Genomic DNA, 20,005 nt, shown 5'->3' on the forward strand with positions numbered 1-20,005 from the left:
CCCCATTGGCCACCCGCTGTCCGTACAGCGAAACCTGTGTGCCGCGCCTCTTCGGGGTCTGGGACGATGGGCCGCATGAGCGCTGCAACCCCTCCCACCGAGCGCCGGGTCTCCGCCCGAGTCGGCGCGATCTCCGAGTCCGCGACCCTCGCCGTCGACGCCAAGGCCAAGGCCCTCAAGGCCGCCGGGCGTCCGGTGATCGGCTTCGGCGCGGGTGAGCCCGACTTCCCGACGCCCGACTACATCGTCGAGGCGGCGATCGAGGCCTGCCGTAACCCCAAGTACCACCGCTACACGCCGGCCGGCGGTCTTCCCGAGCTGAAGGCCGCGATCGCCGCGAAGACGCTGCGGGACTCCGGTTACGAGGTCGACGCCTCGCAGGTGCTGGTGACCAACGGCGGCAAGCAGGCGATCTACGAGGCGTTCGCCGCGATCCTGGACCCGGGCGACGAGGTCATCGTCCCGGCCCCGTACTGGACGACGTACCCCGAGTCGATCCGCCTCGCCGGCGGTGTCCCGGTGGAGGTCGTCGCCGACGAGACCACCGGCTACCGCGTCTCCGTGGAGCAGCTGGAGGCGGCCCGTACGGAGCGGACCAAGGTCGTCCTGTTCGTCTCCCCGTCCAACCCGACCGGCGCCGTCTACAGCCAGGCCGATGCCGAGGCGATCGGCCGCTGGGCCGTCGAGCACGGCCTGTGGGTGCTGACGGACGAGATCTACGAGCACCTGGTGTACGGCGACGCGACGTTCACCTCCCTGCCGGCGCTGCTGCCCGAGCTGCGCGACAAGTGCATCGTCGTCAACGGTGTCGCCAAGACGTACGCCATGACCGGCTGGCGCGTGGGGTGGATCATCGGCCCGAAGGACGTGGTGAAGGCCGCGACGAACCTCCAGTCGCACGCCACGTCCAACGTGTCGAACGTCGCGCAGGTCGCCGCGCTGGCCGCCGTGTCCGGCAGCCTGGACGCGGTCGCGGAGATGCGCGCCGCGTTCGACCGCCGCCGCCAGACCATGGTGCGGATGCTCAATGAGATCGAGGGCGTCTACTGCCCGACGCCGGAGGGCGCGTTCTACGCGTACCCGTCGGTCAAGGGGCTGCTGGGCAAGGAGGTCCGCGGCAAGCGCCCGCAGACGTCGGTGGAGCTGGCGGCGCTGATCCTGGACGAGGCCGAGGTGGCGGTCGTCCCGGGTGAGGCGTTCGGTACGCCGGGCTACCTGCGGCTGTCGTACGCGCTGGGTGACGAGGACCTGGTGGAGGGTGTGTCGCGGATGCAGAAGCTGCTGGCGGAAGCGCGCGACTGAGCAGTTACTGGAAAAGCAACTGAGCGGGCCCCTGATCCGGGGGCCCGCTTTTCCGTTCCCGCGAGCACCCGATCGGTGAAAGGCGGCCGAAAGGGGCTCCCGCGCGGGCGGCCGGTTTGGCAAGATCCCCAGATGGAGCACCTTCGAGATCTGCGGCTGTTGCCCAAGGCCCATCTGCACCTGCACTTCACCGGGTCGATGCGGCCCGCGACGCTGCTGGAGCTCGCCGACAAGTACGGCGTCCATCTGCCCGAGGCGCTGACCGGTGGTGAGCCTCCGAAGCTGCGGGCGACCGACGAGCGGGGCTGGTTCCGCTTCCAGCGGCTGTACGACATCGCCCGGTCCTGCCTGCGCACGCCCGAGGACATCCAGCGGCTGGTGCGCGAGGCGGCCGAGGAGGACGTCAGGGACGGCTCCGGGTGGCTGGAGATCCAGGTGGACCCGACCTCGTACGCACCTCGTCTGGGCGGGCTGATCCCGGCACTGGAGATCATCCTGGACGCCGTGGACACGGCGTCGCGCGAGACCGGCCTGGGGATGCGGGTCCTGGTGGCGGCGAACCGTATGAAGCACCCTTTGGACGCCCGTACGCTGGCGCGCCTCGCCGTGCGGTACGCGGACCGGGGGGTGGTCGGGTTCGGGCTGTCGAACGACGAGCGGCGCGGCATGGCGCGCGATTTCGACCGGGCGTTCGCGATCGCGCGCGAGGGCGGCCTGCTGGCGGTGCCGCACGGGGGCGAGCTGACCGGCCCCGCCTCCGTACGGGACTGCCTGGACGACCTGCGGGCGGCGCGCATCGGGCACGGGGTGCGGGCGGCGGAGGACCCGCGGCTGCTGCGGCGGCTGGCCGAGAAGGGCGTGACGTGCGAGGTGTGTCCCGCGTCGAACGTCGCGCTGGGCGTGTACGAGAAGCCCGGGCAGGTCCCGCTGCGGACGCTGTACGAGGCGGGCGTCCCGATGGCCCTCGGAGCCGACGACCCCCTGCTCTTCGGTTCCCGGCTGGCGGCGCAGTACGAGATCGCCCGCGTCCACCACGGCTTCACGGACGAGGAGCTGGCGGAGCTGGCCCGCCAGTCGGTGCGCGGTTCGGCGGCGCCCGAGGAGGTCAGGGCGAAGCTGCTGGCGGGCATCGACGACTGGCTGGCCGGTTAGCCGATCCCCGCCAGCAGCGTGCGGGCGAGGCCGGCGGCGAAGGCGTCCACGTCCTGCGGAGGTTCCTTGCCGACCGTCGCGTCGTACGCGAAGGCGCGCTGCGCGCACGCGCCGAGGAGCAGGGAGGCGGCCGCGAAGGTGTCGGCGTCCGCGCGGATACGTCCGGCGGCGCGCTCGGCGCGCAGGTAGGCGTCCAGGGCCTCGATGGGCAGGTGCGGCCCCGTGCCGAGGTCGCGCATGGCGGCGTCGTGGCGGGCCTTCAGTCTGGTCTCGGCGTACAGGGAGGCGGCGATCGGGAAGCTCTGGGCGTAGAAGTACGCGGCCTGGCGGGCGATCTCGGTGAGGTTCTCCTCGATGCCGCGGTCGCCGGGGTCGGCGGCGAGGCTGTGGAGCAGCGGGGCGAGGCGGGGCAGGCGCTCGCGCAGGACGCCGATGAAGAGCTCTTCCTTGCTGCCGTAGTACTTGTACAGCGCCGCCTCGGAGCACTGTGCCGCCTTGGCGATCTCCTTCGTGGTCGTACGGGCGAGCCCGACGTCGAGCCAGAGGGCGTGGGCGGCGTCGAGGATCCGTTCCCGGGCGGGCTTGGCGCTTGACGGGTGAGTGGTCACCCACCCACTCTAGGGGTGAGTGAGCACTCACCCACCTGTGGAGGGGGACCATGAAGCTGACCGTGTTCGGAGCGACCGGCGGCATAGGGCAGGAGATCGTCCGCCAGGGCCTGGCGGCGGGCCATCACGTCACGGCGGTGGTGCGCGACCCGGCGCGGCTGTCGGTGACCGGCGAGCGCCTGGAGGTCGTCACGGCGGCCCGGTTCGACGACCCGGAGGCGCTGCGCCCGGCGGTCGCGGGGCGGGACGCGGTGCTGTCGGGGCTCGGCCCGCGCACCCGCAAGCAGGTCGGCGTCGCGTCTGCGCTGACGCGCCCGATCCTGCGGGCGCTGGAGGCGGAGGGCACCCGTCGGTTCCTGGCAGTGAGCGCGGCGCCGCTCGGCCCGGTGCCGGAGAACGAGACGCTCTTCCTGCGGATCGCGACCCCGGTCGTCTCGCGCGTGCTGCGCGACCACTACGACGACCTCCGGGTCATGGAGGACGACATGCGGCGCAGCGCGACGGACTGGACGTCGGTGCGTCCGCCGCAACTGCTCGACAAGCCGCTGACCGGCCGCTATCGCACAGCGGTGGGCACCGCCCTGCGGGGCGGCGCGAAGATCTCCCGCGCGGACGTGGCCCACGCGATGCTGGCGATGACCGCCGATCCGGCGACCGTGAAGCAGCCGGTGGCGGTCGCGTACTGATCTCTCAGAGGCTGACGCCGACCGTCACCGGTTCGTTGACCAGCGTGACGCCGAAGGCGTCCTGTACGCCGGCGACGACCTCGCGGGCGAGGGCCAGCAGGTCCTCGGTGGTGGCCTCGCCGCGGTTGGTGAGCGCCAGGGTGTGCTTGGTGGAGATACGGGCGGGACCGGTGCCGTACCCCTTGGTGAAGCCGGCCTTGTCGATCAGCCAGGCCGCGGAGGTCTTGACCCGGCCGTTGTCGCCGACCGGGAAGGCGGGCGGGGTGACGTCTGGACCGAGGCGGTCACGGACGCGGCCGAGGAACTCCTCGTACTGCTCCCGCTCCAGGATCGGGTTGGTGAAGAACGAGCCGGCCGACCAGGTGTCGTGGTCCTCCGGGTCCAGGACCATGCCCTTGCCCGCGCGGAGCCCCAGCACCGTCTCGCGGGCGGTGGCGGCCGGGACGCGGTCGCCGGGCTCGACGCCGAGCGCGCGGGCCGTCTCGGCGTACTTGATGGGCGCGCTCATCCCCCGCGCGTCCTCCAGCTCGAAGCGGACGCGCAGCACGACGAACCGGTCGGGGTCGGCCTTGAAGCGGCTGTGGCGGTACGAGAAGTCGCACGCGGCGTTCGGGATGGTCACCGTCTCGCCCGCGCGGCGGTCGTACGCCACGACCTCCGTGATGGTGGCCGAGACCTCCTGGCCGTACGCCCCCACGTTCTGGATCGGTGTGGCGCCCGCCGACCCGGGGATACCGGCCAGGCACTCGATACCGGCCAGCCCGGCCTCCACCGTGCGGGCCACGGCGTCCGTCCACACCTCGCCCGCCGCCAGCTCCAGCCGCGTACCGTCCAGGGCGAAGCCCCGGGTGGCGATGCGCAGGGCGGTGCCGTCGAAGCCCTTGTCGCCGATGACCAGGTTGGACCCGCCGCCGATGACCAGCAGCGGGGTCCCGGTCTCGTCCGCCTCACGCACGACGGCGACGACCTCGTCGTCGGTCGTGGCCGTGACGAGCCGGGCGGCGGGCCCGCCGAGCCGGAAGGTGGTCAGCGGGGCGAGGGGAGCGTCATGAAGTTCCTGCACGCGCCCAAGACTACGGGGCGGCTGTGACACGGCCCTGGGGCCGGTCGGGTGCAGGGCCGGCCCCGCAGAGGATGGGCACCTTCAGGAGCGGGACACACCGTCCGACGAACGACGGCCGGGGTGGGGCCGTGCAGGGTCGTTTCCCCGCAGAGGTGGGCGGCAAGGGGCGGGCGCCCTTTCCCGTACCCAAGGCCGCCGACCTGGAGGAGCCGAGCCCAAAGGGGCCACGCCCCCCGCGCACCGGCCCGACCCGACCGGCCGGGTCACACAGCCAGGAAGCCGAGCCCGCGGGGCGCCACGGGACCGCCCGCGGCGCCCCACCACCGGCCGTCAGGCCAGTTGGACCACCGCGCGGGACATGCCCAGGACCTTCTGCCCCGCGCTCATGGCGGTCAGGTCCACCCGCACCCGGTTGTCGTCCAGCTTCGCGGCTACCTTGCCGCTGACCTCGATCAGCGCGCCCGTCTCGTCGTTCGGCACGACGACCGGCTTGGTGAACCGCACGCCGTACTCGACCACCGCACCGGGGTCGCCCGTCCAGTCGGTCACCACCCGGATCGCCTCGGCCATGGTGAACATGCCGTGCGCGATGACGTCAGGCAGCCCGACCTCCTTGGCGAACTTCTCGTTCCAGTGGATCGGGTTGAAGTCCCCCGAGGCGCCCGCGTACTGCACCAGCGTGGCGCGCGTCACGGGAAAACTCTGTGCCGGCAGCTCGGTGCCGACCTCGACCTCGTCGAATGCGATCTTCGCGGTCATCGCCTCACGCCTCCTCTGCCACCGCACGGGCCACGAGCTTCGTCCACGCCGTCACCACGTGCTCACCGGCCTCGTCGTGGACCTCGCCGCGGACGTCGAGAATGTCGTTCCCGGCGAGCGATTTGATCGCCTCGATGGTCGAGGTGACCGTCAGCCGGTCCCCCGCCCGTACCGGACGGCTGTACGCGAATTTCTGGTCGCCGTGCACCACACGGCTGTAGTCCAGGCCCAGCTGCGGGTCCGCGATCACCTGCCTCGCCGCCTTGAACGTGATGGCGAACACAAAGGTCGGCGGCGCGATCACATCGGGGTGACCGAGCGCCTTGGCGGCCTCCGTATCGGTGTACGCGGGATTCGTGTCCCGGACCGCCTCGGCGAATTCGCGGATCTTTTCACGGCCGACCTCGTACGGCGCGGTGGGCGGATACGTCCGCCCCACGAAGGACTGATCGAGCGCCATGGACTCGCTACCTCCTGGGTGTGTCTTCGAACAAACGACACGAGGCCGCCCCCTACCGGGGACGGCCTCGTGTACGAGCCTGATTCAGCGCGTTTCGCGGTGCGCAGTGTGCGCGTTGCAGCGCGGGCAGTGCTTCTTCATCTCAAGACGGTCCGGGTTGTTACGCCGGTTCTTCTTGGTGATGTAGTTCCGCTCCTTGCACTCCACGCAGGCCAGCGTGATCTTCGGGCGGACGTCGGTGGCAGCCACGTGAGTGCTCCTTGGACGGATGGACGGATGAACGCAGAAAAGAGTAGCCGATCGAAGGACCGACCCCACAATCGGCTACTGTGTGTAGCGGTGACCGGACTTGAACCGGTGACACAGCGATTATGAGCCGCTTGCTCTACCGACTGAGCTACACCGCTTTGATACGGAGTCCCTCACCCGAAGGTGAGGGCTACCGCACCAGAGCCCCAATACGGAATCGAACCGTAGACCTTCTCCTTACCATGGAGACGCTCTGCCGACTGAGCTATTGGGGCGAGCGATGAAGACATTACACGGTCGGCCGCCGTTCGCCCAAATCCGATTCCCGTCGGCCATCCCGCCCGCTCCCGGGGGCGCCCACGCCCGCTCACAGGAGGCTCACGGCCCGCTCCGCCGACGCCCGACCCTCCCGCCCCGTACGCCACTCGTGCCCCACGCCAGTACGACTATTCCGCTCCTCCTCGATGCCCAGTCGGACGGCCCCTAGGCTCGGCTCACGCTGCGTGATCGTGCCCGTACGTCCACACAAGCCACCGCCCGAGCCACCGCCCGACCCACCGAGCCACCGAGCCACCGAGCCCGCCAGGAGCCCGATGTCCTCCGACAGCCAGCAACCGCAGCCGCCCGAGGGCGCCACCGCCGACACCACCGCACTGCTGCTGTGCGGCGCCCGCCTCACCGACGGCCGGACCGTCGACGTACGGCTCAGCGGCGGGCGCATCGAGGCGGTGGGCACCGCGGGCAGCCTGCCCACCCACGGCGCCCGCGTCGACCTCGCCGGCTACCTGCTGCTGCCCGCCCCCGCCGAACCGCACGGCCACGCCGACACCGCGCTCAGCGCCGACTGCCCCGGCCCCGTCTCGTACGCCACGGAGGACGTCCAGCGCCGCGCCACCGAGGCCGCCCTGCTCCAGCTCGGGCACGGCGCGACCGCGCTGCGCGCCCACGTACGCATCGACGACGTCCAGGGGCTCGGCCCGCTGGAGGCGGTCCTCCAGGCGCGGCGCTCGCTGCGCGGGCTGGCTGACCTGACGGCGGTCGCCGTGCCGCGGCTGCTGACCGGCGTGGCGGGGGCGGACGGGCTCGCGATGCTGCGCGACGCGGTGAAGATGGGCGCCGGTGTGGTGGGCGGGTGCCCGGACCTGGATCCGGACCCGGCCGGGTACACGGAGGCGGTGCTGGAGGTGGCGGCCGAGCACGGCTGCCCGGTGGACCTGCACACCGACGGCGACGACTCGGCGCGGCTCGGGCGGCTGGCCGCCATGGCGGGCGGGCTGCGGCCGGGGGTCACCATCGGGCCCTGTGGGGCGCTGGGGCGGCTCCCCGGGGACCTGGTGGGGCGGGCGGCCGACCAGCTCGCGGCGGCCGGTGTGACGGTCGTGTGCCTGCCGCAGGGCGGCTGTGGCGGTACGGAGGTACGGGGCGTCGCGCCCGTGCGGCTGCTGCGGGCGGCGGGGGTGCGGGTGGCGGCCGGGAGCGGGGCGCTGCGGGACGTGGCCAACCCGGTGGGCCGGGCGGATCCGCTGGAGGCGGCGTACCTGCTGGCCTCGCAGGGCGGGCTGCGGCCGACGGAGGCGTACGGGGCGGTGAGCGGGGCCGCGCGGGAGGCGATGGGGCTGCCCGCCGTGCGGGTGGAGGCGGGGTTTCCGGCGGAGCTGCTGGCGGTGCGCGGGGAGCGGCTGTCGGGCGTGTTGTCACTGGCGTACAGCAGAATCGTGGTGCACCGCGGCCGGGTGGTGGCGCGGACGAGCGCGGTGCGGGAGTACTGCGACTCGGCGGCCGCACTCGAACTGCCGCGCCAGGGGCGGCCGGACGCCCGTCCGTGACCGGTTCCTGAGCGCTTTCCGCTTCGACGTCGTACGGTCGAGAGCATGCGCATTGTCATCGCTGGTGGACACGGTCAGATCGCCCTGCGGCTGGAGCGGCTGCTCTCGGCGGGCGGGCACGAGGTCGCGGGCATCATCCGGAACCCGGAACAGGCGGACGCCCTGCGCGAGGCGGGGGCCGAACCGGTCGTGATGGACCTGGAGTCGGCCACGGTGGAGATGGTCGCGGCCGCGCTGACGGGAGCGGACGTGGTGGTCTTCGCGGCGGGCGCCGGCCCGGGCAGCGGCGCCGAGCGGAAGGCCACCGTGGACCGGGGCGCGGCGGTGCTCTGCGCGGACGCGGCGGAGCGGGCGGGCGTACGGCGCTACCTCGTCGTGTCGTCGATGGGCGCCGATCCGGACCGCCCGGGGGACGAGGTCTTCGACGCGTACCTGCGGGCGAAGGGCGCGGCGGACGACTACGTACGGGCCAAGCGCGGGCTGGACTGGACGATCCTCAAGCCCGGCATGCTGACGAACGACGCCGGCACCGGCCTCGTACGGCTGGAGGCGTCGACCGGGCGCGGGCCGGTGCCGCGCGACGACGTGGCGGCGGTGCTGGCGGAGCTGGTGGAGACGCCGGCGACGGCTGGGCTGACGCTGGAGCTGGTCAGCGGCTCGGTGCCGGTGGCGGTCGCGGTGAAGGCCGTGGCGGGCGAGTGATGTTGCCTTCCGCGTCGCCCTTCCCCGAACCGGTCGTGGTGGAGCGGGCCGAGCAGCCGTACGTCTTCATGCGGCGCTCGGTGACGTGGGACGGTTTCGCCGACATCGCCGACCGGCTGCCGGAGCTGGTGGGGTGGCTGGCGGCGCGGGGTATCGAGGTCGCGGACGCGCCGTTCTTCCGCTTCAACACCGTGGCCATGGCGGGCGAGTCGGAGGTGGAGGCGGGCGTTCCGGTCGCCTCGCCGCTTCCTGAGCCGGAGGGCGACATCGGCGTGGCGCTGCTGCCGGCCGGCCGCTACGCGACGCTGACGCATGTCGGCCACCCCGAGCGGCTGTTGGCGGCGGCCGCCGCGCTGCGGGAGTGGGCGGACGAGCGGGGCCTGGAGTGGGACATGCGGGAGGTGGACGGCGTCGAGCGGTGGGGCTGCCGCATCGAGGCGTACCGCACGGATCCGCGCGTGGAGCCGGACCCGTCCCGGTGGGAGACGGAGCTGGCCTTCCGCCTCTCGGACTGAACCGGTCCCCGCCTCTTCACGCGAATGGCCCCTGGTCCGCGTTTCCGCAGATCAGGGGCCATTCATCACGTGGCGGCGCCAGGATTGGCCTCCGGTGTTCAAAGTGACATGCACGGCTGGACCTGCGGGAATGTCACCCCATGCGATGAAGTCCCCTCCCGCTGTCCACGAGTCGTCCACGGAGCGCCTCGGGTGTGTTGGTCGGTCTCCCTAGCAACCTGGCCCACGGCGCCCCAAAGCCTCCAGGCGTAGGTCAGTGCCACTGACGGAGGTCAACTAATCCTCCGGCGCGGGCGTCGCGTCGATTGACTTGATTGCCCTCTGCGAGCGCGGTTTACGCTTTGGATAATCAGACCACATCTCTGCATACGGGGAAGATACCTCAGATACGAAACGCAGAACGTGATTCGGAGGCGAGAACACAGCCGCATTCATGACATGAACCGCGTCACCTACGCCGGGAAGACCCAGCCAATCGTACCGTGTCGGATTAAAGATGGAAAACTCGAAGTCCCTTGCGCTTGCCAGCGTAGCAACGCTTCTTCCGTACCCATCCGAAGTGCGACTACTGACAGCATAAGGGATCCGAGCGAACCCTGCGTCCTCGATAGCCTGCACAGCGGATCCAATAGCGTGCAGGCTGGACCTCACTCTGTCAGGTGGCGCCACTTCCCGCCTTCCGTGGAGCCAGTCGTTTCTTGCACTGTACACCTGGTTACTGACTAGGGTTCGGCTGATTTTGTGCAAGTTTTCGACGATTGCCTCTCGGGCCCTATCAGTTAGATCCAGGAAAGGCGCGGTACGCATAAAAGGAAATTTCTGAAGATGCTGCTGTCGGGACCAGTCCGGGATTTCATGACGTGGACGCACGTAATCTTCCCTCACGCCTGCCATCCGCACAAGCTCGGCAGCCAGCGTCTGAAATCCGCGACACAATCCGTACAGAGAGACATGATCACCGTATTCAAGCGCATTGTCTCCGGATCGAGTGGCCGCCTCCTGTAGCCACGCGTGTGCTGCGCCAATCTCCTCGTCGGGCCTATAAGTAAATGGGCGCTTGCTCGTCATATGATCATTCGTCAAGGCCCATACGGTAAATGACAGGCTGTCGTCAAGCACCGTCTCTAGTTCGACGAAGTAATTGGCAACCGCTCCTCTAAATTGTTCGAGAGTGGGACCGAGAGGACTCCCTGGGTTCCCCCTCACCATCCGCTCCATGTCTTCATGGAGTCGCCAGAACTGCTTGTGTGGGTCCCGGTTTAGATTCGACCCGAACCCCAGCTTCCAAAGAATTACCGGGATGAAGTCCGGACTATCTGCGGCACCCTCTCGAAGCCTTAGCACTTCACACGCCGTTACTGCGTTGCTTTTTCTAGCCAGAACCAGCGCCTGCAGAACCTCACGCGGGGACCTGTTCTGCAGGTAGATATCCAGCTTTGCTTCGAGCGAGTCTGCTTCCTCAGACCGGAGTTGCCAGTCCAACTCCTCTCGATCATCAACGCGATCGAGTCTGTACATGCTCTCGATGAGATGCCGCAGCCGGAGAGGGGCCGCGTTCATGGCTCGCGCCTGCAGGCGTACACCGCGAGATCCCAGCTCGGCCGTCAAACCGAACTTGCCAAAGGAAGTTTCATTCACGATGGGCGTGCGGACTTCATCTTTCGGTACGCGAATCACACCGGAATGAACCAGCGAGTCAAGGCAGTTGATCAGATCTCTGTCACCGAGCGTCAGAGCGAGCTGCATCATCTCTGCTCTATTTAGATGCGCCGTGATGTCCTCTGCCTTACCGCGCACCCCCAGGCCTTCCATCAGCGCTCTAAGACGGCCGCTGGTTTTGTCAAGCAACCACTCAATACATCGCTTGAGCTCATCTTCGGTAAGCGCGTCTCCGATCAGAGGAATCAAGGCGTCCCCAACATCGTCACGCGCGGGTTTTACGATGCTGTTGAAGAGGTCTGAAAGGAAGGAACCCCAGGCGCTTGGAGTTTCACTCTCTCTACGCAGGGTTCGCGTTACTTCCCTCCGGTGCTTGTTGATCAAAGCGGTCTGCGAAGTGGCGAAATGAACCTGATGCAATCTATTGCAGTTTACATCACTACAATGCATCAGCTCCGGATGCCTGTCAGGGGAATAGAAGCGGATTTGCTCGCTGTCCAACAAGCCGTACGGCCCAGTCACCATGTTGTGAGCCTGGAAAACACCCTGCGGAGTATCATCGAGAAACTCTAGAGTCTCACTAAGGCTGGGGTGCGCCGTTTCATCCTTTAGCGTGAGTTTTTCGAACGCGCGATCATAGAGTTCCCTACCGAACACGAAGGGATAATTCATATCCCTATTCTTGATGTGATCACCGATAGCACGCTGAAGCACTGCATCGTCCGTCGCCTCGACGTCCACCAGAAGGTCAACCCAAGAGAACTCAAGGAAGCAGCTCAGACGGGCTTCCTGATAGGGAATCTTTTTGCGCAGGAATTGCTGTACCTTCTCCTCGCCGTAGCTCGTTAGCCTGATCGCCTCGTAGAATTCTTTGGAAGGGCGGAAGTTATTTGCAATCAGGCATGCACCAACAAGCTCGCCCATAGAGGTTAGACGAAACAACTTACCCTGAAATTCCGGGTCCTCATACTTCGCCGCCAACTCGTCTTTGGACATCGGCTCCATGAAGCCACCCCCAAGCGCACTAGTTAGCTCATCAGACTACGCCGATGATCCCCGCCCTGCCCGAGGTTCATGCAACAGCGTGGTCACGGAAGGCGGGTCATTTGATTACCGCTCGGTAACCTGGCTCAGCATTCCTGCTTCAACGAGCAGCTCGGACACAAGTTCGCAACAGGCCAGGGGGTATCCACGCCGCCAAATCGCGGTGTCAGCACTTGGCGAAGGACTCAGCTGGGCACTCGGGGCCTGGGGAGGGGAGTGCAAGGATAGACCGCTAGGGACCACCATGCCGGACTTAGAAGGGAGGCGGGGTGCCGAGACAGGCTCACCCGCGGGGAACGTTCCTGCACATCGCTGACGGTCTCAAGGCGAAGATTGATGCGGACTCTGCGATGACAGAGCTTCCGTCGGCCGCTGAGCTGATGGTTGCTCACGGCGTCTCGCGCGGCGTCGTGCTCCGGGCCTTCGGGATCCTCCGGGCAGAAGGCCGAGCGGAGCCCGTTCCAGGTGGTCGCTGGCGCGTCGTCCGGGACGGCGAACAGGGCGACCGCCGGCCCCTGGCCGAGCAAATCGCAGACATCTTCAGAGCTGACGAGCTCAACGTGGGTGACCCCTTCCCCAGTGCTTCGGCACTGGCCTCGCGCTTCGGAGTCTCGCGGCCGACCGTCGCCAAGGCCCTGGACAAGCTGGAAGCCAATGGGCTGCTCTCGGAGAGCCGCCAGGGGAAGCCCCGGACCGTGCTGGCCCTGCCGGGCCGAGAGGAGCGTTCATAGCGTGACGACCGCCGGACTGACTGAGTGGGCTTACCTGCTCGCCGAGTCACTGTTGGCCGATTCCTTGCCGCGCCGGTGGGCGCACTCGCACGGCGTCGCCGAGCGGGCACGGATCATTGCCCCCGTCCTCGGCGACGACGCCGAGCTGCTGGAGGCAGCGGCGGTACTCCATGACATCGGCTACTCCCCTGACCTCGCCAAGACCGGATTCCACCCGCTGGACGGCGCCCGGTACCTCCGGGACGTCGCCAATGCCGACGAGCGGGTTGTCCGATTGGTCGCGCACCACTCATGCGCCTGGATGGAAGCAGAGGCGCGCGGCCTTCGAGAGGAGCTGGAGAGCGAGTTCCCCAGAGACCAAGCCCACCTGAATGACGCGCTGTGCTTCTGCGACATGAACACCACCCCGGATGGGACGCCCACGAATCCCGTGGACCGCGTGAACGAGATCGCCGGGCGGTACGGCGTCGACAGCCTGATCGGTACCTTCATCCGGCGTGCTGAGCCGGAGATCTTGGCATGCACGGCGCGCGTCCTGGAGCGCCTCGCCGCCGTCAAGCGTCAGCCGATGTAGGGCGCCGTGCGCGTACGGTCCATCGCGTGCTCGATGCGCAGTCGCATCGTCGGGTGGATGTCGAGTTCGGCCAGGTCCGCCGGGGCGACCCAGCGGACCTGTGTCGTCTCGTTGCTCGTACGCACCTCGCCGCCGACCGGCCGGGCCCGGAAGCAGATGGAGAACTGCTGCCTTGCCTCGCCGTCGTCGTACAGCATCACGTGCCCTGGATCGGTGTAGATCCCGGACATGTCGATGACCTCGGCCTTAATGCCGGTCTCTTCCCAGACCTCACGCACCACGGTGTCACTGATGGACTCGCCAACATCGTGCCCGCCGCCGGGAAGCGCCCAACGGCCATTGTCGGACCGCTGGATCATCAGTACCCGCCCCTGCTCGTCCTGGACGAACGCCACCACGGACGGCACCACAGAGTTGGCCGGCGGGGCGTCAGGGGCATGCAGGTAGTCGATGCGTCCCATGTTCAGTCTCCCGTGATGTCGTGGTCCGTGACCTGACGCGCGCCTCCCCAGGTCTGCTCGATGCTATTCGCGTACGTATCGAAGAGGCCCCCACCCGGCAGTCGGCGCAGGTGGAAGACTGGGGCCAAGTAGGCGCCGATGCCGTACACGTGGGTGTTCACCAGCATCTCGTCGTCTGCCCGGAACAGCGAGTTGTACAGCGTCGAGTCGTGGATCCTGAACCCGATGTCGGGGTGGGTATCAAAGAGGGGCCGATAGTTCGTCAGCGCGTTCCGGATCTTTCCATCCATGATCCGGTGACCTTCATCTATTCCGCGCTGCTTCACCGCTGGGCAAGCCGGGTCTCCCAGCAGGATGCGAACTTGGATGCTGGCGGACTTGGCCTTGAGAATGTCGAGGAACATGAGGTCTTCCGACAGCCACAGCCCCGAGTACACGAGTACGTCGAGACGCCGTTCCGCCCGCGCGAACATCTCGCGCCACAACCCCGCGGGCACCGTGTGCCGGTGCGGGTAGACGGTCAGAATCTCCGCCTTGCTCAAGTCAGCCGCGCTCTCCACTGCACGCGAGTCGTCCCAGAGCGTCGTCACGTCCACGTTCAGGAAGGCCGCCGCCGCGTACTGGTGTCGCCGGTACGGCGCCTTGCCCTGCGTGATCCAGCGCTCCACGGTCTTCGGGTTGACCTGGATGGCCTCAGCCAGATCCTGAATCGTCGCGCCACGCGCCAACAAGGCTGACCTCAAACGCTCGTTGGACATCTCCACTCCCGATGGGACGTCTAGGGAGCTCTTGAGGGTAGCCAGATGACCTCGAGCTGTCCATCGGTGGGGTAACCAACGCCCCTGACCAAAGGCGATTCTGATGGTGCGCCAGTAAATCCCGGCGCGGAAACAGGAGCTTCCGTCAGCAAGCTTGACGGGAGTCGATGCAGTACCTGTAATAGAGATACTGCATCGGTCACGGCCTCGGAGGCTGCGAATCCGACCGGTCGGGAGTGCCCGCATGGGCTGCTCCCATCGCCCGGAGGGCTCCGCGTAGGCGGGTCGGCTCGAAGGAAGCGAAGGCTCTTTGAAAACTCAACAGTGCGCAAAGCGACGGGGGTGGCGCCCCGTCCCCGTGACGGCCGGGTGATGACCGTCGCGACCGCACTCCGTGCTGGTGCCGGAGCCCTCGTGGCGCTGGCTCCTGATCGGTTGCGGTCACCCCGCCCCGATGGTCGTAGGCCGGGTTCGACTCCCGGCCGGGGCTCTGCGGCAACAAGGCCGCGATGGAAGGAGAACGCCATGCAGCGTATGCCGCACATCGACGCGCACCTGCTCGGCACCGATGTTCGCTACCAGGGCCACATGTACCGCGTCATCAAGCTCCAGGGCCGCTGGGCGGTCCTGGCCCGGCTTGTCGACGGCTTCCAGCGGACCGTCGCCATCTGTGAACTCGTCGACTGAGAGCCGCACGAGCAACCGCCCCGACGGTCGCAGGCCGGGTTCGACTCCCGACCGGGGCACTCACCCGGCCGCACCGCGCCACCGGGTCTACCTGCCGGGGCTGGTCGCCTCTCACCAAAGCACCGCGACCGCCTGGGCTTCCGTGTCCCTCCAACGTCAGGAGAGCACCATGCGTACGTATATCGGCGGCTATCAGGTCGTCTCTGCCACCGACTTCGTGGAACTCGCCCTCGGTACACCGGTTGAACTGTGACTGGGGGTGGAGGGTGAGAGTGAAGAAGAGCGGGCGGCGCGGCTGGACGCGGCCCGCGACATCCTCGCCGACAACCCGAACCTGCCGGACGACGTGAGCCGGGTCGCCGCTGAGGCGATCGAGGCGTACGCGCCGGAGCTGTTCAACGTCACCCCGCTTCACCGCACGGCCCGCCGCTCGCGGCCCCGAAAGGCGGCAGCGGCATGAGCACCACGACACAAGTCATGGAGCGGCCGGCGGTGCCGCCGCTGACGCGCCCGGAGATGGGTCTGGCCGGTGTTGCCGCGCTCGCCGCGGCCGGTGTCGGGGCTCTCGGTCTGGCGTCGTCCTTCGATGCGGTGTCCGCTGCTGCCGCCCGGTGGGGATTTGGCGAGCCGTGGATGCTCCCTGTCGGCATCGACATCGCGATCCCGGTGTTCACCGTGGCGAACCTGCTGCTGATCCGGATGGACATGGCGCTCGCCTGGGTCCGGTACGTTCCGTGGGCGCTGACGCTGGTCACGTGCGGCCTGAACGTCGCCGCCGGGCACGGTCTGTGGGCCAGGGTCGCGCACGGGACGATGCCGCTGCTGTGGGTGGTGTTCTCCGAGATCGGAGCCCACATCTACGCCGTACGGATCGGCGCGGTGACCGGCCGCCGGATGGACAAGATCCGCGCTTCCCGCTGGCTGCTGGCCTTCCCTTCCACGTTTTCGCTGTGGCGCCGGATGACGCTGTGGGAGATCACCTCCTACGCCGAAGCGCTTCAGCGGGAGAAGGAGCGGCAACTTGCCCGCGCGGAGCTGCGGGAACGGCACGGCCGGCGGTGGCGCTCGCGCACCCCGCGCCGGGAGCGCGTCCTGCTGAAGCTGGGCGAGCTTGCCCCCGCGAACGAGGATCAGCCGCCGGGCGAACCGGAGCCGCCCCTCCCGCCGGACGCCCCAGCCGATGAGGCGCCGAAGCCGCCGCGCAAGCGGTTCCGTAAGGCCAAGGCGCCGAAGGGGCAGCGGACGGCTGCGGAGCTGCTCGCCGAAGCCCGTCAGGTCACTGCCGGGTGGACGGACAGCGAGATCAACGCGGAAGCGATCCGCACGACGCTGCACTGCTCGGCCGCCAACTCCCGTGCTCTTCGGGACGCGCTGCTCGCTGAACGCGAAAACGGCCGCGGTCTGCACCCCGTCGACACCAACGAGCCTGAGGTGTCCGAGGGGGTGGCGGCATGAGCACGCTGTTAACCACCCTCGCCACCACCACGCCACTCGCGGCCGGATGGTCCGCGCACGTGCTCTGGCTGCGACGGCGCCTGCACACCGCCCGCCGGGACCCCCTGACCGGGCTGCGCACCCGCGAGGGCTTCACCCGACGCGCAACCGCGCTGCTGAAGGACCCAAGGGCCGTTGTCGTGCTGGCGGACGTGGACCACTTCAAGCAGATCAACGACCAGTACGGGCACGCCGCCGGGGATGCGCTGCTGAAGGCCACCGCCGACCGGCTCGCCCACTACGTCGGCACATCCGGCGTCGCGGGGCGGCTCGGTGGGGATGAGTTCTTCTCTGAACTACCGAGGGTGCCCCATGCTCAGGTGAGGGGACGATCAGTCCTGAGAGGAGGGACCGGGAGGGGTTGCGAACTGCCAGGGTGTTAATTTCCTTCCCGTGTTAAGACACCAGGACGAGACCAGGGCGGCCTATGACGGGGTCGTCGACCTGTACGCGTCGATGTTCGCTAATCGGCTGGAGACGCAGCCATTCGCGCGGAACATGATCGGCACCTTCGCCGAGCTCGTGCGTGCTTCGGGGAACCTGCGGGCAGCCGACGTCGGGTGCGGCCCCGGTCATCTGACGGCCATGCTGCACAACTTGGGGCTGGACGCCTTCGGACTCGACCTCTCCCCGGCGATGGTCGCCCACGCCCGGCGAGCCCATCCGGCGCTGCGATTCGACGAAGCGCGAATGGAAGCCCTGCCTGCCGAGGACGGCGCACTCGGCGGAGTGCTGGCCCACTACTCGATGATCCATACCCCACCTGGAGAATTGCCCGCGCTACTCGCCGAGCAGGTGCGTGTCCTGGCACCAGGGGGCCTGCTCCTGGTGTCCTTCTTCGGGACCGAGGGACCGGAGCCGGTCCGCTTCGACCACAAGGTGACGCCCGCCTATAGCTGGCCGGCGGACCAGTTCGCCGAGCTGCTCGCCGAGGCCGGACTCGTCACGTTCGCCCGGCTGCTCCACGACCCAGCGTCCGAGCGGGGCTTCCTCGACACCCATTTGCTGGCCCGCCGCCCGTAGGGCGTGGCTCGTGGCCTGGATCGGGGTGGTATAGATCATCCGCGTGGATGAGGCTCGACTAACTTGAAGATCCTCATGCCGTACTGATTCGTGTCGCGATCTGGCTGAAGCGCGGCATGCCGAGATCGATCACTTGGCGTTGACGGACATGCTCTGCATCGAGCTGGGTGAGCTTCTCCTCTGCGCTGGCGAGGCTGACTTGGAGTCCTTCGATCTCACCGAGCCATCCCTCCTGTTCGGCTTCGGTGATTCGGGCGATCAGGTTGTCGCGAATCTCGACGAGGCGGTGTCTCTGAGCCGGATCCGCTCGGAGCATGGAGCATCGAATACAAGCGTGTTCGTGGATGCATGGAGTGCCGAATGCGCGAGCGCAGATCCCGATGGACAGTTTGCGTCGCTCGAAATGCCCGAGGAAGGCGTCCCACTCCTCGTTGGTTGGGGTTCGGTACTCCTCGCTGGGACGCAGCGCTCGGCGCCGCGCGATGAACGCGCGATGCGCCTCGATCGCCTCGCTGGGGTAGATGGCGTTGTACCCCATGGTCGTGTTGATGTTGGTGTGCCCGGCGATGACCTGCGCGATGTGCGGGGGAAGGCCGCTGCGGATGGCGTCGGTGATGAAGATCCGCCGGAAGTCATGGGGCGAGAAATCCAAGGGCTGTCCGGCCGAGTCGGTGAGGTTCGTGGACGCCAGTACTTCTTGGAGCGCTTCGCGCAAGAACTTCGGGGAGAGGCGGGAGCTCTCGCCGCTGCGGCGCCACTGGAAGAGCAGTGGCATCTGCGGGTTCCAGGTCTTCTCAGCCATGTCATAGCTGGAGACGTAGGGGACGGCACCGGTGCGCGGGTCGCGAATACGGGCGATGATCGCGCTCAGTACGTCGGCGAGTTCTGGGCTGACCAGGATGACTCGTTCCTCGTCGGTTTTGGAGGGCGCGATCTGCAGGAGGGGGACGATCTCGCCGGTCGTGGGCAGCCTGTATTGGATCAGGCTGTGATGGCTGGCCTCCAGCATTTCCTCGATGCGGACCCCGGTGTGCTGAAGAAACTCGACCATTGCCCAGGCCCAGAACGCGCGGCTTTCCGCGAGGGCCAGGTCGATGCGCCGGCCGGTGGCCATGTTCACCGCCCAGGTCGTTCCGTCCTTCGCTGCTCGCGCGAAGGTGTCGCCCGCGAAGGTGAAATGGTCGCCGGGTGGGGTGTCCATCAGCGCCTGGAGTCGGGCTTTGGCCTCGTTCAGGCATGATGAAGCCGCTCGGGCGACGGCAGGCAGAGCAGGAAGCCGTTCCCGCGTCCGGTGGTCCATCCGGGCTTTGCGCCGCTTGTTGTCCTTCACGACGGCAACATCCGCGTCCTTGATCGGACTCGGCACAGCCCAAGGCCCCCAGCGCGCCGGCTCGTCAATGGCCCACTGGCCAATGTCGAGATAGAACGCCCGCACAGAGATCATGATGCTGGCGACGTTGACGCGCGCGGTCACCACTTCACGCACTGTGCCGTCGGGCTGGCGGCGCCGTTCGATGCGGGTCCGGCATCTCTGCTTCCAGGCCGCGCTCACCTCGGGTGCCAGGTGGAGAGAGTCGATTCCCGGATGATGCTGTTCCAGGTCGCCCCAGAAGTTGCTGGCCAAGTGCCGGGACAAATTGTTCAGGGACGTGTAGTCGAGACCGGGCTGCCGCTCTTTGAGGTAGTCCACCAAAAGATCTCTGATGGGGCGGCAGCGGACGCCGAACCGGTCGATGAGCTGTTCCATCGATACCTGCCCGCTGGTGTTGGCCAGGTAGCGCAGCGAGCTGGGTGCTTCTGCAGGGAGGGTGCCCAACTCCCTCAACCAGGCATAGAAGAGGGTGTAGCCGCGGGATTTGTCGTTCGCTGCTTTGAGCGCGGCGAGATACTCCACGGCGTCGCCGACGGTGATGTCGGCCAAGGTGCCGCCCTTGGCGGCAACGATCTTGACCAGCGCGTGCAGGGCATGGCGCCCGACGGTGGAGGACCACGTAGCAGGTTCGATCATCGCTTCAAGCTGGGAGAATCCTTCCGGGTCACGGGTAGGGATGAGCCCGATCCGCAGGCTGGTCATGTTGGCCGAGGTTCGCGAAAGCAGCCAGGGGAGGGCTGGCCTGATGACGTCTGCACAGATCAAACTCAGTAGCCCGCCGGACAAGGTCTGCCGTTGCGAGGGGCCCGCGGCGGTTCCGATCCAGCCGGGTGCCAACCGCGCCCAGTCGTTGCCAGGACGTGTGCTGGCGGGGCTGGCG

Annotated in this window: 22 protein-coding genes and 2 tRNA genes; 13 read left to right on the plus strand and 11 right to left on the minus strand. The window is 68.0% G+C overall.

Features of this window, described 5'->3' with window-relative positions:
• Nucleotides 1-75 precede the first annotated feature (75 nt).
• Nucleotides 76-1,302, plus strand: coding sequence for a pyridoxal phosphate-dependent aminotransferase (locus BKD26_RS12350; RefSeq protein ID WP_179166515.1), 1,227 nt, complete (start codon nt 76-78; stop codon nt 1,300-1,302).
• Between the two features lie 132 nt (nt 1,303-1,434).
• On the plus strand, nt 1,435-2,454 hold the full coding sequence (locus BKD26_RS12355; protein WP_084897870.1) for an adenosine deaminase: 1,020 nt from the start codon (nt 1,435-1,437) through the stop codon (nt 2,452-2,454).
• Here BKD26_RS12355 and BKD26_RS12360 read toward each other — a convergent pair.
• Nucleotides 2,451-3,062 (minus strand): TetR/AcrR family transcriptional regulator, encoded by a 612-nt coding sequence (locus BKD26_RS12360; RefSeq protein WP_084897871.1) that lies wholly within the window; start codon nt 3,060-3,062, stop codon nt 2,451-2,453. The two genes, BKD26_RS12355 and BKD26_RS12360, sit on opposite strands and share 4 nt — an antisense overlap.
• 50 nt (nt 3,063-3,112) lie before the next feature.
• On the opposite strand from BKD26_RS12360, the gene BKD26_RS12365 reads away from it, so the two are divergent.
• The gene (locus tag BKD26_RS12365; protein ID WP_084897872.1) at nt 3,113-3,748 is read left to right on the plus strand and encodes an NAD(P)H-binding protein; all 636 of its coding nucleotides are present in this window, start codon (nt 3,113-3,115) and stop codon (nt 3,746-3,748) included.
• 4 nt (nt 3,749-3,752) lie between these two features.
• Here BKD26_RS12365 and BKD26_RS12370 read toward each other — a convergent pair whose 3' ends face one another.
• From BKD26_RS12370 to BKD26_RS12395, 6 genes are all read right to left on the minus strand, one after another.
• Nucleotides 3,753-4,811 (minus strand): UDP-N-acetylmuramate dehydrogenase, encoded by a 1,059-nt coding sequence (locus tag BKD26_RS12370; protein WP_084897873.1) that lies wholly within the window; start codon nt 4,809-4,811, stop codon nt 3,753-3,755.
• A 330-nt stretch (nt 4,812-5,141) separates the two neighbouring features.
• Nucleotides 5,142-5,570 (minus strand): MaoC family dehydratase, encoded by a 429-nt coding sequence (locus tag BKD26_RS12375; protein WP_084897874.1) that lies wholly within the window; start codon nt 5,568-5,570, stop codon nt 5,142-5,144.
• Between the two features lie 4 nt (nt 5,571-5,574).
• Complete coding sequence (locus BKD26_RS12380) at nt 5,575-6,030, minus strand: MaoC family dehydratase N-terminal domain-containing protein (protein WP_084897875.1); 456 nt, start codon at nt 6,028-6,030, stop codon at nt 5,575-5,577.
• An 84-nt stretch (nt 6,031-6,114) separates the two neighbouring features.
• Nucleotides 6,115-6,279: a 50S ribosomal protein L33 gene (gene rpmG, locus BKD26_RS12385; RefSeq protein ID WP_003948671.1), complete on the minus strand. Its 165-nt coding sequence runs from the start codon at nt 6,277-6,279 to the stop codon at nt 6,115-6,117.
• Between the two features lie 85 nt (nt 6,280-6,364).
• Nucleotides 6,365-6,437: transfer RNA gene (locus tag BKD26_RS12390), tRNA-Met, on the minus strand.
• 44 nt (nt 6,438-6,481) lie between these two features.
• Nucleotides 6,482-6,554 (minus strand) — tRNA-Thr (locus BKD26_RS12395).
• Between the two features lie 318 nt (nt 6,555-6,872).
• Here BKD26_RS12395 and BKD26_RS12400 point away from each other — a divergent pair.
• Genes BKD26_RS12400 through BKD26_RS12410 form a run of 3 tightly spaced genes read left to right on the plus strand, consistent with a single transcriptional unit; the run spans nt 6,873 to nt 9,322 of the window.
• Nucleotides 6,873-8,105 carry an amidohydrolase family protein gene (locus BKD26_RS12400; protein WP_073753424.1) on the plus strand — a complete coding sequence of 411 codons (1,233 nt, stop codon included), beginning with the start codon at nt 6,873-6,875 and terminating at the stop codon, nt 8,103-8,105.
• Nucleotides 8,106-8,150: 45 nt separating this feature from the next.
• A complete protein-coding gene (locus BKD26_RS12405) occupies nt 8,151-8,807 on the plus strand; it encodes an SDR family oxidoreductase (protein WP_084897876.1) in 657 nt (218 codons plus the stop codon).
• Nucleotides 8,807-9,322 (plus strand): GyrI-like domain-containing protein, encoded by a 516-nt coding sequence (locus BKD26_RS12410; RefSeq protein ID WP_084897877.1) that lies wholly within the window; start codon nt 8,807-8,809, stop codon nt 9,320-9,322. Before BKD26_RS12405 ends, BKD26_RS12410 begins: the two co-directional genes overlap by 1 nt.
• 276 nt (nt 9,323-9,598) lie before the next feature.
• On the opposite strand, the gene BKD26_RS39755 is transcribed toward BKD26_RS12410, so the two are convergent.
• Entirely contained in the window at nt 9,599-11,986 is a 2,388-nt protein-coding gene (locus BKD26_RS39755) for a hypothetical protein (RefSeq protein WP_143662641.1), read from the minus strand.
• Between the two features lie 308 nt (nt 11,987-12,294).
• On the opposite strand from BKD26_RS39755, the gene BKD26_RS12415 reads away from it, so the two are divergent.
• Both BKD26_RS12415 and BKD26_RS12420 read left to right on the plus strand, forming a co-directional pair.
• On the plus strand, nt 12,295-12,756 hold the full coding sequence (locus tag BKD26_RS12415; protein WP_084897878.1) for a GntR family transcriptional regulator: 462 nt from the start codon (nt 12,295-12,297) through the stop codon (nt 12,754-12,756).
• A gap of 1 nt (nt 12,757) precedes the next feature.
• Nucleotides 12,758-13,330, plus strand: coding sequence for an HD domain-containing protein (locus BKD26_RS12420; RefSeq protein ID WP_084897879.1), 573 nt, complete (start codon nt 12,758-12,760; stop codon nt 13,328-13,330).
• Here BKD26_RS12420 and BKD26_RS12425 read toward each other — a convergent pair.
• Both BKD26_RS12425 and BKD26_RS12430 read right to left on the minus strand, forming a co-directional pair.
• A complete protein-coding gene (locus BKD26_RS12425) occupies nt 13,318-13,791 on the minus strand; it encodes an NUDIX domain-containing protein (RefSeq protein WP_084897880.1) in 474 nt (157 codons plus the stop codon). The genes BKD26_RS12420 and BKD26_RS12425 overlap by 13 nt on opposite strands.
• Nucleotides 13,792-13,793: 2 nt before the next feature.
• The gene (locus BKD26_RS12430; RefSeq protein ID WP_084897881.1) at nt 13,794-14,549 is read right to left on the minus strand and encodes a helix-turn-helix transcriptional regulator; all 756 of its coding nucleotides are present in this window, start codon (nt 14,547-14,549) and stop codon (nt 13,794-13,796) included.
• Nucleotides 14,550-15,074: 525 nt separating this feature from the next.
• Between BKD26_RS12430 and BKD26_RS40195 the strand changes: the two genes are divergently transcribed.
• The 5 genes from BKD26_RS40195 to BKD26_RS12450 all read left to right on the plus strand — a co-directional run bounded on the left by BKD26_RS40195 (nt 15,075) and on the right by BKD26_RS12450 (nt 17,753).
• The gene (locus tag BKD26_RS40195; RefSeq protein ID WP_179166516.1) at nt 15,075-15,236 is read left to right on the plus strand and encodes a hypothetical protein; all 162 of its coding nucleotides are present in this window, start codon (nt 15,075-15,077) and stop codon (nt 15,234-15,236) included.
• Between the two features lie 259 nt (nt 15,237-15,495).
• Nucleotides 15,496-15,696, plus strand: a complete 201-nt coding sequence (locus tag BKD26_RS12435) for a hypothetical protein (protein ID WP_347104758.1) — start codon at nt 15,496-15,498, stop codon at nt 15,694-15,696.
• Nucleotides 15,693-16,691: a DUF2637 domain-containing protein gene (locus tag BKD26_RS12440; RefSeq protein ID WP_084897882.1), complete on the plus strand. Its 999-nt coding sequence runs from the start codon at nt 15,693-15,695 to the stop codon at nt 16,689-16,691. Before BKD26_RS12435 ends, BKD26_RS12440 begins: the two co-directional genes overlap by 4 nt.
• Nucleotides 16,688-17,113, plus strand: a complete 426-nt coding sequence (locus BKD26_RS12445) for a GGDEF domain-containing protein (protein WP_241518614.1) — start codon at nt 16,688-16,690, stop codon at nt 17,111-17,113. Before BKD26_RS12440 ends, BKD26_RS12445 begins: the two co-directional genes overlap by 4 nt.
• Nucleotides 17,114-17,123: 10 nt before the next feature.
• Nucleotides 17,124-17,753 (plus strand): class I SAM-dependent methyltransferase, encoded by a 630-nt coding sequence (locus BKD26_RS12450; RefSeq protein ID WP_084897883.1) that lies wholly within the window; start codon nt 17,124-17,126, stop codon nt 17,751-17,753.
• A 73-nt stretch (nt 17,754-17,826) separates the two neighbouring features.
• Here the strand turns inward: BKD26_RS12450 and BKD26_RS12455 are convergent, their stop codons facing one another.
• Entirely contained in the window at nt 17,827-19,827 is a 2,001-nt protein-coding gene (locus BKD26_RS12455; RefSeq protein ID WP_241518615.1) for a site-specific integrase, read from the minus strand.
• Nucleotides 19,828-20,005 lie beyond the last annotated feature (178 nt).

The sequence above is a fragment of the Streptomyces sp. CB03238 genome, from assembly GCF_002099185.1.
GTDB lineage: Bacteria > Actinomycetota > Actinomycetes > Streptomycetales > Streptomycetaceae > Streptomyces.

Bases quoted from the DNA above. Each gene is read 5' to 3' on its own strand.
- BKD26_RS12445 (WP_241518614.1), top strand. From the start codon at position 16,688: ATGAGCACGCTGTTAACCACCCTCGCCACCACCACGCCACTCGCGGCC.
- BKD26_RS12425 (WP_084897880.1), bottom strand. From the start codon at position 13,791: ATGGGACGCATCGACTACCTGCATGCCCCTGACGCCCCGCCGGCCAAC.
- BKD26_RS12380 (WP_084897875.1), bottom strand. From the start codon at position 6,030: ATGGCGCTCGATCAGTCCTTCGTGGGGCGGACGTATCCGCCCACCGCG.
- BKD26_RS12440 (WP_084897882.1), top strand. From the start codon at position 15,693: ATGAGCACCACGACACAAGTCATGGAGCGGCCGGCGGTGCCGCCGCTG.
- BKD26_RS12455 (WP_241518615.1), bottom strand. From the start codon at position 19,827: ATGACCAGCCTGCGGATCGGGCTCATCCCTACCCGTGACCCGGAAGGA.
- BKD26_RS39755 (WP_143662641.1), bottom strand. From the start codon at position 11,986: ATGGAGCCGATGTCCAAAGACGAGTTGGCGGCGAAGTATGAGGACCCG.
- BKD26_RS12405 (WP_084897876.1), top strand. From the start codon at position 8,151: ATGCGCATTGTCATCGCTGGTGGACACGGTCAGATCGCCCTGCGGCTG.
- BKD26_RS12410 (WP_084897877.1), top strand. From the start codon at position 8,807: ATGTTGCCTTCCGCGTCGCCCTTCCCCGAACCGGTCGTGGTGGAGCGG.
- BKD26_RS12350 (WP_179166515.1), top strand. From the start codon at position 76: ATGAGCGCTGCAACCCCTCCCACCGAGCGCCGGGTCTCCGCCCGAGTC.
- BKD26_RS40195 (WP_179166516.1), top strand. From the start codon at position 15,075: ATGCAGCGTATGCCGCACATCGACGCGCACCTGCTCGGCACCGATGTT.
- BKD26_RS12400 (WP_073753424.1), top strand. From the start codon at position 6,873: ATGTCCTCCGACAGCCAGCAACCGCAGCCGCCCGAGGGCGCCACCGCC.
- BKD26_RS12430 (WP_084897881.1), bottom strand. From the start codon at position 14,549: ATGTCCAACGAGCGTTTGAGGTCAGCCTTGTTGGCGCGTGGCGCGACG.
- BKD26_RS12375 (WP_084897874.1), bottom strand. From the start codon at position 5,570: ATGACCGCGAAGATCGCATTCGACGAGGTCGAGGTCGGCACCGAGCTG.
- BKD26_RS12365 (WP_084897872.1), top strand. From the start codon at position 3,113: ATGAAGCTGACCGTGTTCGGAGCGACCGGCGGCATAGGGCAGGAGATC.
- BKD26_RS12355 (WP_084897870.1), top strand. From the start codon at position 1,435: ATGGAGCACCTTCGAGATCTGCGGCTGTTGCCCAAGGCCCATCTGCAC.